Raw genomic sequence first — 20,054 nt, forward strand, 5'->3', positions numbered from 1 at the left:
GAGAAATCCTGCGGCCGCCGCCGTCGGTTGGCGGCGGCCCCGCCAGCTTCAATTAGCGGCGGCGACCCTGGGATGCGCTGGTGGACGCCGGCGTGCTGGAAGCTGACGGCGACGGGCTGGGGCTTTCCTCCGGAGCAGGTGCCTTCGCCACTGACAGGAAGACCGTGCTGCTGGGCGCTATCTTGGTGCCCGGCGCAACGCTCTGTTCTATGATCGTGCCGGGTTCAGCATCTGCGGACTCAACCTCGGTGAGCTTGGGAGTGAGGAGGAAATCCGGGCCCAGCAGGGTGTCTTCCGCCTGCTCCGCCGGCATTCCGAGCACATCGGGAACGCTGACCAGACCGTTGGAAAGCACAATATCCACTTCCGATCCAACCGGTACCGAGGTGCCGGCCGCCGGCTCGGTTCCCAGGACCCGTCCGTCCGGCACGGTGGAGCTGTCAGCTTCGGTGGTTGTTCCGCCCTTGAGGTTGAGGCTGCGCAGGGCATCCCGCGCCGCTGATTCGGTCATGCCGGCAAGGTTTTCCGGGATCACGGCGCTGGAGGGCCCCTTGGACACGAAGAGAGTGACGCTCTCCTCCAACGGAACCTTGGCACCTGCTGCCGGGGACGTGCGGATGGCCAGTCCCGAGGCCACGTCGCCGCTGTATTCCTCAGTGATGGTGGGCGGTCCGAAACCGGCTTCAATGATGGCGTTCATCGCGTCGGTCTGGGATTTCTCCTCCACAGCCGGCATCACCGCGGTGGGCGGCGCCGGAGGCTCGGCATTCAAGGTGTTCCAGCCGACGAATCCGACGACGCCGAGAACCAGCACCAGCAGGACAACAAAGACCGTGGTCCACGCCGTGCGCCGGGCTTTCTGCTGCGGATCACGGTCACCGGTGGAACCGATGGCAAGGGCCGGGTGGTCCTCCCCGTCGGAATCGTCGTGGTTGCCGTCTGCGGTCAGCGAACCACCGGCAAGGACCTTCGCCATGGCCCGGGTGCGGGGTTCTTCCACCGGTTCGGAGGAAACGGCTTCGGTTACCGGCCCGGTGCTGCCGGCCTGCCCTTCACCGCGCGAGCGGTCCCCCGCCGGAACGCTGATGGCCTGTGTGGCCGCTGTGGCGGGCCCGCCGTCACGGACGGCCAGCAGGGCCTCACGGAATTCACGGGCCGTCTGGTAGCGGTGGTTACGGTCCTTTGCCAGACCGCGCTCCAGGATGCTGTCCAGGGCGGCGGGAACCTCCGGATTCAGGCTGCTGGCGGCAACCGGCTGTTCGCGCACGTGCTGGTAGGCAACCGAGACGGGACTCTCGCCCACAAAGGGCGGCCGTCCGGTCAGCAGCTCAAAAAAGAGGCACGCAGCAGAATACAGGTCACTGCGGGCATCAACGGTTTCACCGCGCGCCTGCTCGGGAGAAAGGTACTGGGCGGTGCCGATGACGGCCTGCGTCTGGGTCATGGTGGCAGCTGAATCTGCCATGGCACGGGCGATGCCGAAATCCATGACCTTGACTCCGCCGTCGGTCGTAACCATCACATTGGCGGGCTTGATATCGCGGTGCACAATCCCCGAGCGGTGGCTGTAATCCAGGGCTGCAAGCACACCCAGGACGTACTCTACCGAGCGGTCGATGGTTAGCTCGCCGCCCTTGATCAGGTCCCGCAGGGTCCGGCCCGGCACGTACTCCATCACGATGTACGGCAGCCGGACATCGTCCCGGGTGGCCGGCGACTCCTGGTCGCCGGTGTCATATACCGAAACCACTGAGGGATGGTTTAGGCCCGCTACGGCCTGGGCCTCACGGCGGAACCGGGACTGGAAGAGCGGGTCCCTGGCCAGATCCGGACGCAGCACTTTGATGGCAACCGTCCGACCCAGCCGGATGTCCCGGCCGAGGTAGACGTCCGCCATGCCTCCGCGCCCAATCAATTCACCAACCTCGTAACGTCCGTTCAGGACGTTGTCGGTGTTGAGGGTGGGCTGCCCTCGAAGGAAGTCTGCGCTCATGTTCGTTAGTTGCCGATGGTCGAGTTGACGGAAGGCAGGGACTGCGTGGAGAAGTTTGAACTTCCGATGCTGGCACCGCCGTTGCTATCCGGGGTTTCCGCCGTCGTCGGCGTGGGCTGAGGCGTCTGGGTAGGCGCCGGAGCCGCTTCCGCAGCAGTGTAGTAGGTGACGTTGGAACCCTGCGGAACGGCGGTCCCCTCAGTGGGATTCACGGCAACAACCGTGCCGGGCCGCTCATTGGAGGGCTGGGTACCCCCGTTGACCGGGACCAGCCCGGCGTCCACAATCCGCTGCCGAGCCGCGGCCTCGGTCTGGCCCTGCAGCGAGGGCACGGAAACCATTTCCGGTCCGGAGGAGTACACCACCGTCACGGCATCCCCGCGGCTAAGCAGGCCGGAGGGATTGACCTCAATGACGAGTCCCTCGGGAATGTCCGCGTCGGAGACGGGGAGGCGGTTCACCTGCAGGCCCAGGTTGCTGAGCTCGTTTGCCACCTCGTTTACGGGACGCCCCTCGTAGGAGGCGGAATCGATGCTGATTTCCTCGTCACTGGGACTCGGCGTCTCGGACGGGGTCTGCGACGGCGAGGCGGTTCGCGACGGACTGGGGGCAGAGGAGGAAGTAGCCGGGGCAGGGTCCTCCGCCTCGTCATCGGACCCGCTAAGCACAAAGAACGTCACGACGCCGGCCAGGATCAGCACCAGCAGGGCGATCAGCGGGATGGTCCACGGGCTGCGGCCCCGCTTCTCCTCAACGTCATCCGGGGTGTCGCCGTCGTAGTCAACGTCGTCCTCATCAGACCAGTCACGGGATGCCTCGAGCTGGCCCGTCCGGGCGTCGTCAGCTGCGACTGAGGCGCCGGCGACGGTCGGCAGGGCGGAGGTGGACGGAGAAGTGTCCACTACCCGGGTGGCAGCGGTTCCGGCAGTAGGCACCGCTTCGGTGGCCGCCGAAGCGGAGGTGCCGAAGAGCAGCATGCCAGGCACTGCCTGCTGCGCCGCGTTGATGTCTCCGCGGCGGATGGCAGCCACGGCCACGGCCAGGGCTTCGGCATCAGCCGGCCGGTCAGCCGGATCCTTAGCCAGCATGGACATGATGAGCGCGCGGACCGGTTCCGGAATGGATTCCGGCAGCGGCGGCGGCGTGTCATTGACCTGCGCCAGGGCAATGGCGATCTGGGATTCGCCCGAGAACGGACGGCGCCCGGCCAGCAGTTCGTACCCGATGACGCCGAGCGCGTAGATATCGCTGGACCCCGTGGCCTGCTGCCCGGTGGCCTGCTCCGGCGCCAGGTACTGCGCGGTTCCCATCACCTGGCCGGTGGCGGTCAGGGGAACCTGGTCTGCCAGGCGGGCAATGCCGAAGTCGGTGATCTTAACCTTGCCGTCGGGCAGCATCAGCAGGTTGCCGGGTTTGACGTCACGGTGGACCAGGCCCTGGTTGTGGGCAACGGCCAGGGCGGTGGCAGTCTGGCCGATGATGGACAGGGTCCGGTCCGGGGAGAGCACCTTGTCACGTTCAATGATGGTGGACAGCGGCTGGCCGGGGACGAGCTCCATCACCAGGTAGGCGGAGCCCTCTTCCTCGCCGTAGTCAAAGACATTGGCAATCCCCGGGTGGTTCAGCAGTGCCGTGTGCCGTGCTTCGGCCCGGAACCGGTTCAGGAACCCCGGATCGCCGGTGTACTCCTCCTTGAGGATTTTAATGGCGACAATGCGGCCCAGGACCAGGTCCCGTGCCTTCCAGACTTCACCCATACCGCCAATGGCAATACGATCGGTGAGCTGGAACCTGCCGCCTAAGGTGATACCCGATGTAGGCCTCACTTATTCAACACCGCCTCTAGGAGTTTCTGCGCGCTTGGAGTGGTTAATTGGGCACCGGTGGTCAGGTCCACGTCTTCCATGACGACGGAAATGACAACCTGGGGATCGTCGGCCGGTGCGAAGCCGGTGAACCAGGCATTGTCGCCCCGACCCTCGACTTCCGCGGTTCCGGTCTTGCCGGCCACTTCGACGCCCGGAATCCGGGCGGCACTTGCCGTGCCGTTCTCGACGACGCCGACCATCCATTCAGTGAGCTGACGCGCAGTCTCGGGGCTGACGGACTTGTTTAGTTCGGTGGGCTTCGGCTCGTCGATCACGGACAGATCCGGAGCGCGGACGCTGCGGATCAGATTGGGGGTCATCTGCACGCCGTTGTTGGCGATGGCAGCGGAAATCATGGCCACTTCCAGAGGAGTGGCGGTCACGCTTCCCTGGCCGATGGATGCCAGGGCCAGCTGTGCCTGGTCCTCGTTCTCGGGGAAGTGGCTGGCAACCACCTCGGTGGGGATGGACAGCGGCGTATCAAACCCGAACTTTTCCGCCTGTTCGGCCAGCGCGTCCTGGCCCAGGTCCAGAGCCACCTGTGCGAACACCGTGTTGCAGGACTGGGCGAGGGCAAAAGCGAAGTCAGCCTCGGACCGGGCCGAACAGGCACCCGTTGTGAAGTTCGGGAGCGAAATGTTCGTCCCGGGCAGCGGGAACGCTGCCGGGTTGGGAATTACGGAATCGGCGTTGTACTTGCCGGTTTCCAGTGCAGCGGCGGTGTCCACGAGCTTGAAGACGGATCCGGGGGCCAGCAGGGACTGGGTGGCCGGATTGGTGTAGGGGGACAGGCCGGGAACCGACGTGAGTTCTTCCATGGTGGCACCCAGCACCGCGGTGTCATGGACGGCCAGGGCATTGGTGTCATAGGTCGGCTTGGAAACCATGGCCAGGATGTCGCCGGTTTTGGGATCCATCATGACGATTGAACCCTTTTGGCCGTCCGGAATCAGGTCATAGGCCAGCTGCTGCAGTTCCGGGTCAATGGTGAGTTCCACCGAGGCACCCTGGCTCTGGGCACCCGAGAAGACCTGGACCAGCCGGTCGTAGAACTGGCGGTCGCTGTTGCCCGAAAGCTCCTCGTTCATGGCCATTTCCAGCTGGCTGGTTCCGTTCAGGTTGAAGAACCCGGTCAGGTGGGAATACAGCTGGGGGTTGTTGTAGACCCGCTGGAAGTTGAACTGGTCATCCGAGGGAACGGACTCGGCAATCGCCTTGCCGTCTACCAGGATGGAGCCGCGGGGCTCGCCGAAATCCCGGTAGAGTGCCCGGCTGTTGTTCGGGTTTTCATTGAGTTCTTCGGCGGCGAAGAACTGGACATACGTGAGCGAGCCAAGGATGAGCACGAACATTGCCAGGGCTACCACCCAGCTGTTACGGATTGCCTGGTTCATTCGACTCCTTCCTTCACGTTACGGCGGTTGCGGGCCGGGGCCCCGATGGGGGATTCCGACATGGCAGGAACCATGTCGGTTGAGACCGGACCGGAGGCAATGGGACGCCGGGAGGCGTCCGAAATCAGCAGCAGCAGCGCAACGATGATCCAGTTGGCCAGCAGCGAGGAACCGCCGGCGGACATAAACGGGGTGGTAAGGCCGGTAAGCGGGATCAGCCGCGTAACGCCGCCGATCACCACAAAACACTGCAGGGCAATGGTGAAGGACAGTCCGCATGCCAGCAGCTTGCCGAAACCGTCCTTGGTGCCGAGCGCCGCGCGGAAACCGCGGGACACCAGGAGCACATACATCAGCACAATGGCGAAGATGCCGATCAGGCCCAGTTCCTCCCCCAGGGCGGCAATAATCATGTCGCTGTTGGCAAAGGTCACCAGATCAGGCCGGCCCTGGCCCAGGCCGGTTCCCACCAGCCCTCCGCTCGCCAGCCCGAAGAGTCCCTGGACCACCTGGTAACTGCCGCCGAGCCCGTTGTAGACCTCCGGATCGAAGGCGTTGAGCCAGCCATAAATACGCTGCTCCACATGGCTGAACAGCTGGAGGGCAACAAACCCGCCGGCGGCAAGCAGCCCGACGCCGATGAGCACCCAGCTCACGCGGCTGGTGGCCACGTAGATCATGGCCATGAACAGCCCGAAGAAGAGGATGGACGAGCCAAGATCGCGCTGGAACACCAGGACCCCGATGCTGACCAGCCATGCCACGATCATGGGACCCATGTCCTGCATCCGGGGGAACTGGAGCGGACCGACCTTCCGGCCGGCCAGGAGGATCAGGTCCCGGTTGGTTGATAGATACCCGGCGAAGAATATGGCCAGGGTAATCTTGGCGACCTCGCCGGGCTGGAAGGTGCCAACCCCGACGTTGATCCAGATCCGTGCACCGTTGATGGTGGTACCCAGAGGAGTCAGGGGCAGCAGCAGGAGGATTGCACTGACGATCAGCGAGATATAGGTGTAGCGGCGCAGGATCCGGTGGTCCTTGATGAGGAACAGCACACCAATGCCCGCGGCCACCGCTACGGTGCTCCACAGCAGCTGCCGGTCGGCAGCAGTTTCCCCGGTGGTGATATCCAGCCGGTGGATCATGGCCAGGCCAATACCGTTCAGCGCGGTCACAATGGGAAGTATTACCGGATCGGCATATTTAGCCCGGAAGCGCAGGACAATGTGGAAAAGCACCACCAGGCCCATCAGCGTGCCGGCCTGGACCCAGAAGTCGGAGTCAAAGGCGCGGTCCTCATCGAGGCCCACAATCATATTGGCGCCGACTCCCACAAGAAGGGCCACCAGCAGCAGCAGGGCTTCAATGTTGCGGCGGGGTTTGGCAACCGTGGGGACGTCCGACATTACTGCTCACCTCCACAGGCGTTGTTCCCCGGCGGCTGGGCCGAGGCAGTGGCTGAGCCTGCATCCGGTGCCGGGTCCGTCGGCGGGCAGAGGACGGCCTTGGCGGTATCCCGGAGCTCGTTCACAATCTCGCCCGCATGTTCCAGGTCCCGTGCCGGAAGGGTCTCCTCCACCCGGTTGCGGTGGTATTCGGAGAGGCTGTCCACCGGAATGTCCGAGATGTCCGTGACATGGGACAGCTGGATGGGTCCCACGGTCTGCGAAACGCCGTTGTAGATGGCCACACGGTTGTCATAGGAACCCACGTAGTAGCGGGTCTGCGTCCAGGTGTAACCCAGCCACACGACGGCGACCAGCAGCAGGGCGAGCACGGTGAGGAAGGTTGGCAGCAGCCAGCGCCGCCAGCGGGGCTGCGCGTCCTGGTCCGGCTGCGGATCCTGCTGGTCCTCGTTCTCCGCTTTGTGCGTGAGCATGCGTGCGGCACGGCGTTCGGCGGAGCGCTGGGTCACAATCGGAATCTGGCCGGTTTCGGTGGCCAGGGAGGCGGCTCCCACCAGGACGTGGGGACGGGAGGACAGATCCTGCCGGATCAGTGCCGCGCGTTCCCGCTCATCCGCATCCGGGTCGGTGTCGGTACTTTCCCCGTCAGCGGAACCCGCGGTGGAGGAATCCGGAGCGGTGGCCGATGCCGCGGCGGCTGTCCGGGGCAGGGCGGCTACGGAGGTGGTGCGCGGTGGTTCCCCGGCTGCGGACGGCTCGGTGTCGACGTCGGCATCCTCGTCGATCTGGATGACCGCCACGGTGACGTTATCCGGCGACCCGCCGGCAAGCGTCAGTTCCACAAGGGTGTCAACGCACTCCTGCAGGTCGGGGGTACCCCGGAGAATGCCTTCAATGTCTGAATCCCGCAGCACGGCGGTGAGGCCGTCGGAGCACAGCAGCCAGCGTTCCCCCGGTTCCACTTCGAAAGTGGCCAGATCCAGTTCCGGGCTGGCGTCAACGTCGCCCAGGACGCGCATCAGTACGTTTTTGTGCGGGTGGACCTCGGCTTCTTCAGGCCGGAGGCGGCCTTCATCAATCAGCCGCTGCACAAAGGTGTGGTCAATGCTGATCTGTTCGAATCGGTCATTCTTCAGCCGGTAGGCACGCGAATCACCGATATGGGCCAGTGCGAGGCGCCGGTCATGGAGCAGCAGGGCAGTGACCGTGGTGCCCATGCCGGAGAGCTGCGGGCTGGTGGTGACAAGTTCGGACAGCAGGGAGTTGGCTGCCTGGATCTCGTCCGCCAGGACGGTCAGGGGCTCATCGTCATGGACCTGGCTGTCCAGATGGACGAGGTCGAGCACGGTGGATGCGGAGGCAACGTTGCCACCGGCGTGGCCGCCCATGCCGTCTGCAACGACGGCGAGGTAGCGTCCAACGTAGGCGGAATCGTCGTTTTTGAAACGAACCATTCCAACGTCAGAGCGTGCTGCGTAGCGGAGGACCAAAGCCACGGTCAGGGCCTCAATTCGATGACCGTCTTACCGATGCGGATGGGTACACCGGGTTCGACGGGCAACGCCCGGGTGAGCTGGCTTCCGCCAAGGTAGGTTCCGTTGGTGGAGCCGAGGTCTTCGATGAACCACCGGCTGCCCTGCGGAAAGAGACGTGCGTGGCGCCCGGAGGCATAGTCGTCTTCCAGGACCAGGGTGGCTTCCTGGGCGCGGCCCAGCAGGATGGGGCTGGCGGCCAGATCCAGAGTGGTTCCGCGCAGCGGCCCTTCGGTGACCACGAGTTCCTTCGGGGTGACCTTGGCGGGTGCCGGTGCGCGCTTTTCCAGCTCCGGATTTTTCCGGATCTGGCGCGCAGTAGGGGTGCCGGTCCGGTTGCGGGTTCCGACGGCGAGATCGCGGCGGATGGCTCCGACCACACTGACCACCATGATCCACAGGAGGACCAGGAAACCGTATCGCAGGAGTGTTTCGCTTAGAACGCTGAGCACTAACGTCCTCCGGTCCGGACGGGGAGTAACCGGAACACAATCCTGGTGCGTCCCATGGCAATGGTGGATCCATCGGTTAGCACTGCTTCACCCTGAACTTTCTGGCCGTTGACGAAGCTGCCGTTGGTGGAACCCAGGTCAACGGCACGGCTTGTTCCGTTCTCCGTACGTATTTCCAGGTGCCTGCGGGAGACACCCGTGTCGTCGACGAGGATATCCGCCTCGGAGGACCTCCCCAGTACGACTGACGGTGCGTTGAGTGAATACCGCTGACCGTCAATGTCCAGAACGGGCTGCATACGGGCCGAAGGTCCCTGCCGGGGTGCCGGCGGAGAGGGCATACGCGGCGTGGACCGGGGAGCGGGTGACTTCTCGGTGGAGGAGTCCACCTCCAGCACGCCTGCCTTCAGGGAAGCGTCGCGGGTAAAGGAAACCCGGACTGCGCCCTGCAGGGTGTAGGACTGGCTGCGCGCGTGCTTGATCACCACGTCGCAGAGTTCCTCCGCCAGCGGAGCGCCCCACTGCTGGGCCTGGGCGAAGTCCGACGTGGAGAGGCGCACCGTAAAGACATTGGGTGCGAGGGTTCGTCCCTGGCCGAGGACCATTGAACGCTCATCCAGTTCCCGGCGGAGGGCAATGGCGAGTTCCAGAGGTTCAACGCGGCCGGATGAACCGGACGCGAAAGCACCGCGGACCATCTTTTCGATGCCGCGTTCGACATTGTCGAGCAAGCCCATGTCCGTCTCCTCCCGCGTCCTGTCCAGTGAATTCCTATGGCTGCATTGCCTGCCCTCCTGCACATCGGTGCGGGCGGAATGGTGCACCGGGACTGGGCTTGGGACCGGTTCCGGTGGTTCACAGGTACATACGTCCACTTCGATACTACTGGCGCACGCTGAAAAATGTCTTACCGCAGCCCCGGCAGCGGCGGCCCGTCAAGCCCCGGGGGTGGTTTTCGTACCCCGCACGCCAATGTGTTCCCCCGCCTTCACCGGCAGGCCGAACGTGCTCTTTTCGCGGAACGACGGGGTTTTTGGCGGCTTCACCAGGCCGTTTAGGTGTTTCGGCAAATTGCCGGTATGCTTGATTCTGCTGTTCCCGAGGAAACGCGACGGGGATGTCTTAGATCATCTGAGATTGTCCGCACACCGTTGCCTTGGGAAACCATTTATGCGCGAGTGGCGGAACGGCAGACGCGCTGGCTTCAGGTGCCAGTGTCCGAAAGGGCGTGGGGGTTCAAATCCCCCCTCGCGCACAAGTACTAAAGAATGACCCCGGCTTAGCGGCCGGGGTCATTTTTTATGTCCTGACACGACCGGCCGCAGCCCGGCAATAGACATTGGACCCCGGCGGGATCACCCCGGCGGGATCACCCCGGAGGGCCCGCGGTTCAGGCGGGCCCTCCTCGATCCGGGGCGCAAAACGGGCCGGGACGGCGGCAGCAGGAGTCCTGCGGAGCCGGCGGACGACTAGGCTTCGTCGGCCTGCGTAGTGCGGGGGGCTTTCTTTGCCTGGGCTTCCTTGACCCGCTGTGCCTCGGCGCGGACGGCGGCGAAACTCGCGCGCTCCTCCACCAGCCAGGCCGGGGGCTCAGCCAGCAGTGCCTTGATTTCCTCGGTGGTCAGCGGCTCGGTAATCCCGGAGCGGGTCAGGCCGCCGATGGAGATGTTCAGCTTCTGGGCAACCACCGGGCGCGGGTGCGGGCCGGTACGGCGGAGTTCAGTGAGCCATTCGGGCGGATTGGACTGCAGTTCATCAAACCGGGCCCGTGAAATAGGCCCGTCCTGGAAGTCCTGCGGCGCTGCGGGCAGGTATATGCCCAGTTTCTTGGCTGCCGTGGCAGGTTTCATGGATTGGGAGGATTTCTCGGAGGTCATATTCCAAGGGTATCCGCCGCCGGAGGCAGGGCCGGTGGGCTAAGGTGTTCTGATGCCCACAGACACTTCAGCTCCCCATGACGGGCCGGCCCCGCGGCCGCTGACCGTGGCCTACGTTCCGGGTGTCACGCCGGGCAAATGGATTACCCGCTGGCGTGAACGCCACGAGACCGAACTGCGGACCTTCCAATGCGAGGAGGGAGCCGCTCTCGAGGAACTGGCGTCCGGGCGTGCTGATCTGGCATTTGTCCGGCTCGCCCCGGAGGGGTTCGTCCGTCCGGACGGAATGAACCTGATTCCCCTATATGAGGAGCAGCCGGTGGCTGCGGCGTCGAAGGATCACCCGATCGCGGCGTTTGATGAGATTGACCTCGCGGACCTGGACGGCGAAGCCCTCCTGGACGCGGATGAAATGGGCGGCGCCGCCGTCGCACTGGAAGTAGCGGGATCCGGCGCCGGCGTGGTTCTGCTGCCCATGTCCGTGGCCAGGCTGTATTCCCGCAAGGATGTAGTGGCCCGGCCGGTCAGCGGCGTGCCGGCAACCCGAATCGGTATCGCCTGGCTTCAGGACCGGGACGGCGCCGACGTCGAAGAGTTCATTGGAGTGGTCCGCGGCCGCACCGCCAACAGCTCCCGCCAGCCCTCGGTCCTCGCGGAGCAGAAGTCCACCGCCCGGCAGCGGACCAAGGCCCGCCAGTCCCGCAGCGAGGCAAAGCCGGCGGCCCGGTCCGGCGGCGCGGGCAAAGCGAAGGGGTCCGGTAAGGCGGCCGGCAAGGGCAACGGCAGGAACGGCAAGCCCCGCCGCAGCCGGTGAGTTGCGGCGGCGAAGCCCGCTGTGCTGACGGCTCCGGGTTTCAGGGGTAGTCTTTCGCGATGCGTATCAAGATGAGCAGTATCCACGTGCTGGACCCGGAGCGGGCCTACGAGTTCTATACCGGGACGCTGGGCCTGGAACCGCTGATGGCCATGCCGGAGTACAACCTGTTCATTGTCTGCTCGGCGGAGGAGCCCGGCGGACCGGGTCTCCTGCTTGAACCCAGCGACAACCCCGTGGCCGAGGCATACCGGTCCGGGCTTTATGCCCAGCAACTCCCGGTCCTTGTGCTCGGCGTTCCCGATGTACGGGCGGAATATGACCGGTTGAAGGCGCTGGGGGTCGAATTCCTGGGCGAGCCCACCATCGATGCGATGGGATCCCAAGCTGTTTTCGACGACGGCTGCGGCAACTATATCCAGCTGCACCAGGACTGAACGGCCCGGTCCTGCCGGAAACCGGCGCCTAGGCGTAGGGGGACCACCCTGTGAGCGCGGTGAGCGCTGCGACAGTCACGCCGAAAATGGCATACACGGTGACCGGCACCATCAGTGCCCATTCCCGCCAGGAGCCGGCCGCACCGATCAGCGGAATCGAAAAGCAGCCGCTGCTGCGCCAGAGCTTGTTGACCACGGGGAAGCGTGCCAGGGACCGCGGACGCTTGATGTGGATGGGCCACAACACCATCACGCCCTGATGTGTCAGGAGGTCCCCCAGGATATGGACGCCGACGCCGAGGCCCACCGCCACGGGCAGCCAATCATTGTTCTCGGGTGCGTAAATGGCGATAAACGCCGAAAACACCAGGGCCAGGAACCAGCTTCGACCCGGCCCGCCGGCAATCTTCAGGGCCTTGAAAGCGAATCCCATCAGGAGTACTGACAGAATTCCGGCACCCACGGCGACGGAACCGAAGACGGGTACCTCGGCAGTGAAGGTTCCCAGGGCAGTGGCCAGCACCACGAAGACGGCCAGTCCGAGGAGAGAATGTGTGCCCCGGCGGTGCCCGCCGCTGACCGTCTCCGTGATGCGCGCCAGGATCCTGGTCACCGGCGGAAGGGAATGGGCGATGGTGCCGCTGTGATGGTCCAGATCCGGCAGCAGTGCTGCTCCGGCAGTCAGCAGGGCACCGGTAACAACGCCCAGCGGTGTGACCGGGTACCAGCCCAGGGCGTGCGGTGCGGTGGAGGCTACGGCAACCCAGGCCGCGGCGCCGCTAGCGGCGTGGTGACCACCCATCATGGTGTGAGAATTCCTTCCAAAGGGCGGTGCCGGCGCCGAATATCTTTTAAGCAGCTATCCATTTTTCCATGGAAAGCGGCACAGTCCGTCCAACGGTGAGGGGCCGGGCGGGTAGCCTTCAGGCGGGCTGGAATCCCAGGTGCTGCAGCACGGCGTTCACAATTTCCCCGGGGGCGGAGCTGATATCCAGGCGAAGACCGTCTTCATCCGATGAAAGGGGTTCCAGGGTGCTTAACTGCGAGGGCAGCAGGGAGGGCGGCATGAAGTGACCGCTGCGGGTTTTCATCCGCTCTGCCAGCAGATCACCGGAGCCGTCGAGGTGGACGAAGGTGACCCGGCCCGGGGCCTGCGCCAAGATGTTGCGGTAACTGCGCTTGAGCGCCGAACAGGTGACAATGGTGCAGCGTCCGTTACCGGCCTGGGTGCCCATCCAGTCACGGATCGCGTAGAGCCACGGCCAGCGGTCATCATCATCCAGGGGCGTGCCCGAGGACATTTTTGCAATGTTGACGGCGGGGTGAAACTCGTCAGCTTCCGCGGCAATCCAGCCCAGCCGTTTGGAGAGCATATTGGCAATGGTGGTTTTGCCGGAACCGGAAACACCCATAATGACGAGATGCTGATCAATGGAGGACATTTCCATCTCCTTGGAGGACGCCGTTGTCACAGGTCCGGCGTAATGGCCGAAAAATAATTAGACACAAAGGTATCACCAAAGGCATCATGAATTGCGCGCCATAAGTACGGGAAAAGAGGGACATGGTCGAGGTCGATGCCGCGGATATCAGTCCGCCCGCCGCTGTCCTGAATGAACGGATTACGGAGACGCTGGGACAGGACATTGCCTCCGGCCTGCTTCGGCCGGGGGACCGGCTGACCTTGGATGGACTGCAGCAGGAATTCGGTGTTTCCCGCACCGTGGTGCGGGACTGCATGCGGACCCTCGAATCGATGAACCTCGTATATTCCAAACGGCGTATAGGAATTGTGGTGCAGGAACAGGAGCGGTGGAATGTTTTCGACCCGCGCATCATCCGGTGGCGCCTTGCCGGTCCGGGCAGAAACACGCAGTTCCGTACGCTGACCGAATTGAGGGTGGGCGTGGAGCCCGTGGCCGCGGCGGGCGCGGCGCGCCATGCGGGCACAGCTGAGCGGGCCCGCATCGTAGAGCTGGCCGGTCGGATGCGGAGACAGGGTGAAGCAGGGGAGCTGGAAGCATTCCTGCAGACGGATATAGAATTCCACACCCTGCTGCTTCGGGTCTGCGGAAACGATATGTTCGCCTCACTGCAGGATGTGGTGGCGGCGGTGCTGACCGGTCGCACCAGGCAGGGGCTGATGCCAACATGTCCCCGGAAGGAAGCCCTGGAGCGACACGAGCTGGTGGCAGCCGCAGTGGCGGCCGGGGACAGCGGTGCCGCACTGGCGCATATGAGCGCCCTGCTGGAAGAAGTCCGTCGGGCCGTCACCAACTGAGCGCCGCACGGCCGGCGTGCTTCGGAAAGCGGACGCCGGCCGTGAACGGAAGCTGCTGCTAGCGGGTGGCTTCCTGATTGCTGTCTTCGGGGTTGACCACGTCCGCGGTGGCGGAAATGTTTTCTGCATCCACCATCCACGCGTACTGCTCAAGCTTGGCAATAAAGCCGTGCAGGATGTCAGCGGTGGTGGGATCTTCCTCATCCACCTGGTCATGGACCTTGCGCATGGTCCCGACTACGCCTTCCAGCATGGCCACCACATGGGTGACGGTGTCGCGGGTGTCCACCAGTCCGGCAGGGAAGGGCGGAAGGCTGGTGCCTTCGGCAACGGCCACGCTGCGGCCGTCAGGAACAGCCCGCAGCGCACGCATCCGCTCGGCCAGTTCATCAGCGAAAAGCCGTGCATCGTCAATAATCTCGTCAAGCTGCAGATGCAGGTCGCGGAAATTCTTGCCCACCACGTTCCAGTGCGCCTGCTTGCCCTGCAGATGCAGTTCAATCATGTCCACAAGCACAGCCTGCAGGTTGGTGGCCAGTTCTTCTGATGCCTTCATGTTTTCCTCCAAGGTTGACGAAAAATGAGAACCCGATAAACCGTCCGAAAGCAGGGTGTCAGGCGTTACCTTCACCCGCCGACGGGCGGCTTTCCTCCTTCAGCGTATCCCCGGTCCGATGTCCGGACCACACAGAAACGGTTCCGGCGGGTATCACTGTAAGCAACCTTACTTCCGGTTGATCCGGGTTGTCCTCCTGTGTACGGTGAGGACATCAGGGCCGGTGGTAAACGGCCCGTCCAGATGCAGGATTCGCACTATCGGAGGGACAGTATGACCACCGTAGAAGAGTCAATTGATGTAGCAGTTCCGGTGACAACGGCCTATAACCAGTGGACGCAGTTCGAATCATTTCCGCATTTTATGAGCGGCGTCGTCTCGATTGCCCAGCTCACGGATACCACCAACCACTGGGTGACGAAGGTCGGTGGAGTCGAGCGGGAGTTCGACACCGAAATCACTGAGCAGCATCCGGATGAGCGGGTGGCCTGGAAGAGCACCGATGGCACCACCCACGCCGGCGTCGTGACCTTCCACCGGCTGTCCGAAACGGACACTCGGGTGACGGTGCAGCTGGACTGGGCCCCGGAGACCTTCGTGGAGAAAATCGGTTCCGTTGTAGGTGCTGATGACCGCCAGGTGAAGGCGGACCTGAAGCGGTTCAAGGAGTTTATGGAAAGCCGCGGCTCCGAGACCGGTTCCTGGCGCGGGGATGTCGACGCGCCGGGCAACGCCGCCACCGGCGCGGGCGGCAGCACACCCACGTCCACAAACACCGCAGGGCTGGCAGCAGCCCCGGCAGCGGACCCGGCCCTGGATGATCCGGAATCCGGCGGACCGCGGGCCGGTTTGTAGCTTGGACCGCCTGTAGCGCGGACTGCCGCAAAAGTACCTGCGCAAACGGAACTGCGGATGCCTTCGGGCATCCGCAGTTCCGTTTTAACCGGCGCAGCGCCGACTGCGGACCGGGCGCAGCCTAGGCCCGGTCAAGGTCCTTGACGGCCGGCCCTTCCAGCAGCGAGCCGGTGGCGGAGAAGCGCGAGCCGTGGAGCGGACAGTCCCAGGACTGCTCGGCATCGTTCCAGTTCAGGACACCCTTCAGGTGCGGGCAGATGGCAGATACCCGGCTGGTGGTGCCGTTGACCGTGCACGTGCCCACCGGTTTGCCGTTTTCCCTGGATACCACGCCCTGCCCTTCCGGCGGGGCTTCCTCAGTGCTCCGGGCCAGGCCTGACGCCCAGCCGGTGAGCATCTCCAGGCCCACCTCCGCGTTATCCCGCAGCGTCGAGGCAGCATCGAGGGGAGCCACCCGAGGCTTGTACAGTTCGCGGGCCCAGGGGTTCTCGCCGCCGAGGATTTCGGCGCTCAGCGCCAGGGCGGCGGCGACACCGTTGGTCATGCCCCACTTGTTGTAGCCGGTGGCAGCGTAGATGTTGGTTCCCAACAGGGGCAGCTGCCCCACATAGGGAAGGCTGCCGGCCGGTGCATAATCCTGGGCGGACCAGGCAAAACTGGCGGCAGTGCCCACCTCAAAGTTGTCCACGGTCCAGCCGACCAGGTCATCCACCAGTTCCTGCGTGTGTTTTTTCCGTCCCACGGTGTGCCCGTTGCCGCCGGCCAGCAGGTATGAAATGCCGTCCGCCTCGGCGGTGCGCAGGGACCGGGTCGGTGAATCCACGGACAGGTACATGCCCTGCGGCACGTCACCGGTCACGGGCAGGGCCGCAGCATAGGACCTTTCAGGCTTCAGTACCGAAAAGTACCCGCCGCGGTCCAGGATGGGGATGCCGGTGGCCAGTACCAGGTTTCGTGCGGATACCTCCCCGTCACCGGTCAGGACCTTGATGCCCAAGCCGTCCTCGTGGCTGGCTCCGGTCACGCGCACTCCTTCGGCCAGGATGCCGCCATGGTCCCGGAAGTCCTTCGCCAGTCCGGCCAGCACCGTCAGGGGGTGGAGCTGTGCCTGATCACGCAGTCTCAGGGCGCCCGTGACGGGGAACGGCAGTTCTGTTTCCGTGCTGAATTCGACGTCCAGCCCGGCAGCGGTGGCCGCCTCCTGCTCCTTGCGCAGGCTCCTGAGTCCCTGGGCGGTGGTGGCATAGCTGTAGGCGTCGCGGACCTCGTAGCTGATCCCGTTTTCGTCGCAGAAGCGAAGCAGCCAGCTTTGGCCCTGCCGGTTGGCCTCGACGTACTGCCGCGCAATCCCGGCATTGTGGTGGGAGGTAATGCTGGAAAGCTGCGTCCCCTGCAGCAGTGAAAGCTTGGCGGTGGTATTGCCCGTGGTGACGGCCCCCACGGACCGTGCTTCCAGCACGGCCACCCGTTGTCCGCTGCGGGCCAGCAGCGCAGCGGTGGTGAGTCCGGTCAGGCCGGCACCCACGACCACTGAGTCATAGGATGCGCCGGGTTCGAAGGAGTCGCTGGGGATATGGGGTGCACTACTGAGCCAAAGAGATAACACGTCAGCCTTCCCGCCGGATGGATGCGGCGATACGGGCGCCGGAACGGACAAAGATCCTGTCGCTGATGAACCTGCTCCGGCCGGAATCGGAACCGGCACCTGCGGCCGGTATCGGGCTAAAACTCATTCGTTCCCCCTCAGGGTCCTTGGAAAGTCAGTATGCTTCCCACCTTGCCCCAATTGTGCAAGAGTTTAAAGTCCCTGATCACCTAATCCTCCCGGCCCGGCCTCCGGTTCCGCGGAGCAGAGGAGTCATCATGGCCTACCCCAGTTACAGTTCTTCAGGCGGCCTTTCCGCCCGTCGGACCAGCGCCCAGATAGCCGCAATGGTTTTCGGAATTGTTTTCCTGCTCATTGGCGTCCTGGGGTTCATCCCCGGGATCACAGCGAATTACAACGCACTATATTTCTCCGGCTATGAATCCGAAGCGGTTCTGCTGGGCGTCTTCCAGGTCTCAGTGCTGCACAACGTGGTCCACATGCTGCTGGGCTTTGCCGGCCTGGCCATGGCCAGGACCAATTCCTCCGCCCGCCTTTACCTGGTGGGTGCGGGCATCCTGTACGCCGTCCTCTTCATTTACGGCCTGCTGATTCCGCTGGATTCAAGTGCGAACTTCGTCCCGTTCAATACGGCCGATAACTGGCTCCACGTGGTCCTGGCCGTCGTAATGATCCTGCTCGGGCTCATTCTTGGGCGGGACACCGAACGGCGTCCCTCGGCTGGCGGGGGACCCTCGCGCAGCAGCGGAAACCCCGGGGAGGGCTCCATCCCGAACTAGGGCCGGCTGCACCTTGTATTTGACCGCCGGTGCCTCACTGCTGGCACACTGGGTTCCCTAACTCTGTCCAGCCCGGACAGTCCGTGAAGGAAGGAACCCGGTTGTGTCAGCCGCACTGATGGTCATTGACATGCAGAACGCCTATTTCGAAAGCCCCGCTCTGCAACAGCATCAGGAACGCCTGGTGGAGAAGACCAACGAGCTGATCCGCGAGGCCAAAGCCGCCGGAGTTCCGGTGCTGATGGTGTGCACCGAACATGAACGGGACAAGTCCACCTGGACGCTCAGCATGCTCGACGACGATCAGGGATTCATCTTCAGCGGCAGTAAGCAGGCGGACTTCGTTCCCGGCCTGGAGTGGAATGACCTGCCCCGGCTGGTGAAGACCAGGGACAGCGCATTCATCGGTACCGATGTACTGCTGCGGCTGAGGAACTGGAACGTTGAAACCCTGATCCTGGCCGGCGTTGCGACGCACAACTGTGTTGCCCAGACAGCCGCAGACGCGTTCGCGAACAACTTCCGCGTCCGGTTTGCGCGCGAGGCGCTGGCCTCCACCGACAGCGAGTACGAGGAGACCATTCTCAGAATGCTCTCGGATGAATACCGCCAGCCGGTGCAGGACTCGGCCGAACTCAAGGACTTTCTGCGCAGCTGCAGCTCGCAGGGATGACCTTCCGCCGGGCCGGGTGCTGGTAACCCCGGCCCGGCGCGGTTAACGTTGGGGCATGGACGCACAGGACATTCAGCATCGGATCCAGGAACTCGTTACGCAGGAGCAATCCCTGCGGGATACGGACCCGGCAGAGACACCGGAAAAACATGCGGAAGAGCTGCGCCGGGTTGAGGAACAGCTGGACCAGTGCTGGGATCTGCTGAGGCAGCGCCGGGCCAAGCTGGATGCCGGGCAGAATCCTGATGAGGCACAGCCCCGGCCGATCAGCGAAGTCGAAGGCTACCGCCAGTAGCCGGCCGGGCTAAGCACTCGCCGCCCTCCCCTGGGCTGACTTCACTCCGTTCTCCGGCCTGGCCGTGATTTGGCTCAGCAGCGTTGCTGCGCCGATGCTGCGCCGGAATCCGCTTTCACCGCGGAAGGTTTCGCCCAGGGCCCACAGCAGCAGGCAGGCCTTGCTGAGCGTCTTCAGCTGGTCCGTACGCCGCGGCGTCAACGCCATCATGGAGGCGAGGCCGAAGACACCCCAGCCGATGATGGGTGCATTGGGCACCTCGATAACCGTCTGCCTGCCGAACTGATCCGTGAAGAAGTTGCGTGATGCCATAGGACTCAGGCGCCTTTCCTGGTTTTGGCGGTGCTCTTGGAACTGGCTGTTTTGGACTTGGCCGGAGCCTTTTTGGTGCTCCCGCCCTTGGAACCGGCCGACTTTGAGTCCGCACCGCTCTTTTTGTCCCGGTTTTTCTCCACACTGCGCCGCAGTGCTTCCATCAGGTCCAGGACCTTCCCGCCCTCGTCTTCGGATTCCGCGCCGAATGTCTCTTCGGTATCCAGGGATTCGCCCTGTTCAAGCTTGGCGTCGATGAGCGTCTTGAGCTGTTCCTGATAGTCGTCAGTGAACTCAGAGGGATCAAAGTCCGAGCTGAAGGAATCCACGAGTGCCGAGGACATCTCCAGTTCCTTGGCTGAAATCCGTACTTTTTCATCCAGCGACGGGAAGGAGGCCTCCCGCACTTCGTCCTCCCAGAGCAGGGTCTGCAGGGTCAGGACGTCCCCGCGCACGCGCAGGGCGCCCAGCCGGCTCTTCTGCCGCAGCGAGAACTGCACAATGGCGGTGCGGTCGGTGTCCTCCAGGGTCCGGCGCAGCAGCACATAGGACTTGGTGGATTTCGAATCAGGTTCCAGATAATACGTACGGTCGAACAGGATCGGGTCCACCTGGTCGCTGGGAACGAATTCCACGACGTCGATCTCCCGGCTTCGTTCAACCGGCAGGGAGGCCAGGTCCTCATCCGTGAGGACCACCGTCTGCTCGCCGTCGTCGTACGCCTTGGCTATGTCCTTGTACTCAACGACTTCGCCGCAGATCTCGCACCGGCGCTGATAGCGGATGCGCCCGCCGTCCTTGCCGTGCACCTGGTGAAGGCTGACGTCGTGGTCCTCGGTGGCGGAATAAACCTTGACCGGTACGTTAACCAGCCCAAAGGCAATAGCGCCTTTCCAGATCGCTCTCATGTAGACCAGTGAA

At 64.0% G+C, this 20,054-nt stretch carries 20 protein-coding genes, 1 tRNA gene and 1 pseudogene; 8 read left to right on the forward strand and 14 right to left on the reverse strand.

The features are described from left to right. Positions 1–52: 52 nt before the first annotated feature. From pknB to AC5RVB_RS02395, 7 genes are read right to left on the reverse strand one after another with little or no spacing between them, the layout of a single operon-like run. On the reverse strand, positions 53–1,993 hold the full coding sequence (gene pknB / locus AC5RVB_RS02365) for a Stk1 family PASTA domain-containing Ser/Thr kinase (RefSeq protein ID WP_494141851.1): 1,941 nt from the start codon (positions 1,991–1,993) through the stop codon (positions 53–55). Between the two features lie 5 nt (positions 1,994–1,998). Next, positions 1,999–3,819: a protein kinase domain-containing protein gene (locus AC5RVB_RS02370; protein ID WP_494141852.1), complete on the reverse strand. Its 1,821-nt coding sequence runs from the start codon at positions 3,817–3,819 to the stop codon at positions 1,999–2,001. Next, the gene (locus AC5RVB_RS02375) at positions 3,816–5,255 is read right to left on the reverse strand and encodes a peptidoglycan D,D-transpeptidase FtsI family protein (RefSeq protein ID WP_227903137.1); all 1,440 of its coding nucleotides are present in this window, start codon (positions 5,253–5,255) and stop codon (positions 3,816–3,818) included. Before AC5RVB_RS02375 ends, AC5RVB_RS02370 begins: the two co-directional genes overlap by 4 nt. After that, positions 5,252–6,664 (reverse strand): FtsW/RodA/SpoVE family cell cycle protein, encoded by a 1,413-nt coding sequence (locus AC5RVB_RS02380; protein ID WP_227903138.1) that lies wholly within the window; start codon positions 6,662–6,664, stop codon positions 5,252–5,254. The genes AC5RVB_RS02375 and AC5RVB_RS02380 overlap by 4 nt, the downstream gene beginning before the upstream one ends. Continuing rightward, complete coding sequence (locus AC5RVB_RS02385; protein WP_494141898.1) at positions 6,664–8,118, reverse strand: PP2C family protein-serine/threonine phosphatase; 1,455 nt, start codon at positions 8,116–8,118, stop codon at positions 6,664–6,666. The genes AC5RVB_RS02380 and AC5RVB_RS02385 overlap by 1 nt, the downstream gene beginning before the upstream one ends. A gap of 44 nt (positions 8,119–8,162) precedes the next feature. Next, a complete protein-coding gene (locus tag AC5RVB_RS02390; RefSeq protein ID WP_423724600.1) occupies positions 8,163–8,648 on the reverse strand; it encodes an FHA domain-containing protein FhaB/FipA in 486 nt (161 codons plus the stop codon). After that, entirely contained in the window at positions 8,648–9,385 is a 738-nt protein-coding gene (locus tag AC5RVB_RS02395) for an FHA domain-containing protein (protein WP_227903139.1), read from the reverse strand. Before AC5RVB_RS02395 ends, AC5RVB_RS02390 begins: the two co-directional genes overlap by 1 nt. Before the next feature lie 435 nt (positions 9,386–9,820). On the opposite strand from AC5RVB_RS02395, the gene AC5RVB_RS02400 reads away from it, so the two are divergent. Then, positions 9,821–9,903: transfer RNA gene (locus AC5RVB_RS02400), tRNA-Leu, on the forward strand. Positions 9,904–10,117: 214 nt separating this feature from the next. Here the strand turns inward: AC5RVB_RS02400 and AC5RVB_RS02405 are convergent. After that, positions 10,118–10,525 carry a DUF5997 family protein gene (locus tag AC5RVB_RS02405; RefSeq protein WP_494141853.1) on the reverse strand — a complete coding sequence of 136 codons (408 nt, stop codon included), beginning with the start codon at positions 10,523–10,525 and terminating at the stop codon, positions 10,118–10,120. A 52-nt stretch (positions 10,526–10,577) separates the two neighbouring features. Between AC5RVB_RS02405 and AC5RVB_RS02410 the strand changes: the two genes are divergently transcribed. Together AC5RVB_RS02410 and AC5RVB_RS02415 are read left to right on the forward strand one after the other, a co-directional pair. Beyond that, complete coding sequence (locus AC5RVB_RS02410; protein ID WP_494141854.1) at positions 10,578–11,339, forward strand: LysR family transcriptional regulator substrate-binding protein; 762 nt, start codon at positions 10,578–10,580, stop codon at positions 11,337–11,339. Positions 11,340–11,398: 59 nt separating this feature from the next. After that, entirely contained in the window at positions 11,399–11,776 is a 378-nt protein-coding gene (locus tag AC5RVB_RS02415; RefSeq protein WP_227903142.1) for a VOC family protein, read from the forward strand. A gap of 28 nt (positions 11,777–11,804) precedes the next feature. On the opposite strand, the gene AC5RVB_RS02420 is transcribed toward AC5RVB_RS02415, so the two are convergent. Further along, positions 11,805–12,581 carry a metal-dependent hydrolase gene (locus AC5RVB_RS02420; protein ID WP_227903143.1) on the reverse strand — a complete coding sequence of 259 codons (777 nt, stop codon included), beginning with the start codon at positions 12,579–12,581 and terminating at the stop codon, positions 11,805–11,807. A 118-nt stretch (positions 12,582–12,699) separates the two neighbouring features. Then, entirely contained in the window at positions 12,700–13,218 is a 519-nt protein-coding gene (locus AC5RVB_RS02425; protein ID WP_227903144.1) for a gluconokinase, read from the reverse strand. A gap of 122 nt (positions 13,219–13,340) precedes the next feature. Here AC5RVB_RS02425 and AC5RVB_RS02430 point away from each other — a divergent pair, with 122 nt between their 5' ends. Continuing rightward, positions 13,341–14,057 (forward strand): FadR/GntR family transcriptional regulator, encoded by a 717-nt coding sequence (locus AC5RVB_RS02430; RefSeq protein ID WP_494141855.1) that lies wholly within the window; start codon positions 13,341–13,343, stop codon positions 14,055–14,057. 58 nt (positions 14,058–14,115) lie between these two features. Here the strand turns inward: AC5RVB_RS02430 and AC5RVB_RS02435 are convergent, their stop codons facing one another. After that, entirely contained in the window at positions 14,116–14,613 is a 498-nt protein-coding gene (locus AC5RVB_RS02435; RefSeq protein WP_227903146.1) for a Dps family protein, read from the reverse strand. Positions 14,614–14,886: 273 nt separating this feature from the next. Between AC5RVB_RS02435 and AC5RVB_RS02440 the strand changes: the two are divergent. After that, positions 14,887–15,333, forward strand: a pseudogene (locus AC5RVB_RS02440) (SRPBCC family protein); the annotation flags it as partial. A gap of 256 nt (positions 15,334–15,589) precedes the next feature. Here AC5RVB_RS02440 and AC5RVB_RS02445 read toward each other — a convergent pair. Further along, entirely contained in the window at positions 15,590–17,074 is a 1,485-nt protein-coding gene (locus AC5RVB_RS02445; protein WP_494141856.1) for an FAD-dependent oxidoreductase, read from the reverse strand. A gap of 257 nt (positions 17,075–17,331) precedes the next feature. On the opposite strand from AC5RVB_RS02445, the gene AC5RVB_RS02450 reads away from it, so the two are divergent. The 3 genes from AC5RVB_RS02450 (at position 17,332) to AC5RVB_RS02460 (ending at position 18,821) form a co-directional block, all read left to right on the forward strand. Next, complete coding sequence (locus tag AC5RVB_RS02450; protein ID WP_423723743.1) at positions 17,332–17,853, forward strand: DUF4383 domain-containing protein; 522 nt, start codon at positions 17,332–17,334, stop codon at positions 17,851–17,853. A gap of 103 nt (positions 17,854–17,956) precedes the next feature. Further along, on the forward strand, positions 17,957–18,526 hold the full coding sequence (locus AC5RVB_RS02455; RefSeq protein WP_494141857.1) for a cysteine hydrolase family protein: 570 nt from the start codon (positions 17,957–17,959) through the stop codon (positions 18,524–18,526). A gap of 55 nt (positions 18,527–18,581) precedes the next feature. After that, positions 18,582–18,821, forward strand: a complete 240-nt coding sequence (locus AC5RVB_RS02460) for a DUF2630 family protein (protein WP_494141858.1) — start codon at positions 18,582–18,584, stop codon at positions 18,819–18,821. Positions 18,822–18,830: 9 nt separating this feature from the next. Here AC5RVB_RS02460 and AC5RVB_RS02465 read toward each other — a convergent pair whose 3' ends face one another. Both AC5RVB_RS02465 and ku read right to left on the reverse strand, forming a co-directional pair. Beyond that, positions 18,831–19,133, reverse strand: coding sequence for a hypothetical protein (locus AC5RVB_RS02465; RefSeq protein WP_494141859.1), 303 nt, complete (start codon positions 19,131–19,133; stop codon positions 18,831–18,833). 5 nt (positions 19,134–19,138) lie between these two features. Continuing rightward, a complete protein-coding gene (ku, locus tag AC5RVB_RS02470; RefSeq protein ID WP_227903151.1) occupies positions 19,139–20,041 on the reverse strand; it encodes a non-homologous end joining protein Ku in 903 nt (300 codons plus the stop codon). Positions 20,042–20,054 lie beyond the last annotated feature (13 nt).

The organism is Arthrobacter sp. Y3225209 (assembly GCF_059090685.1).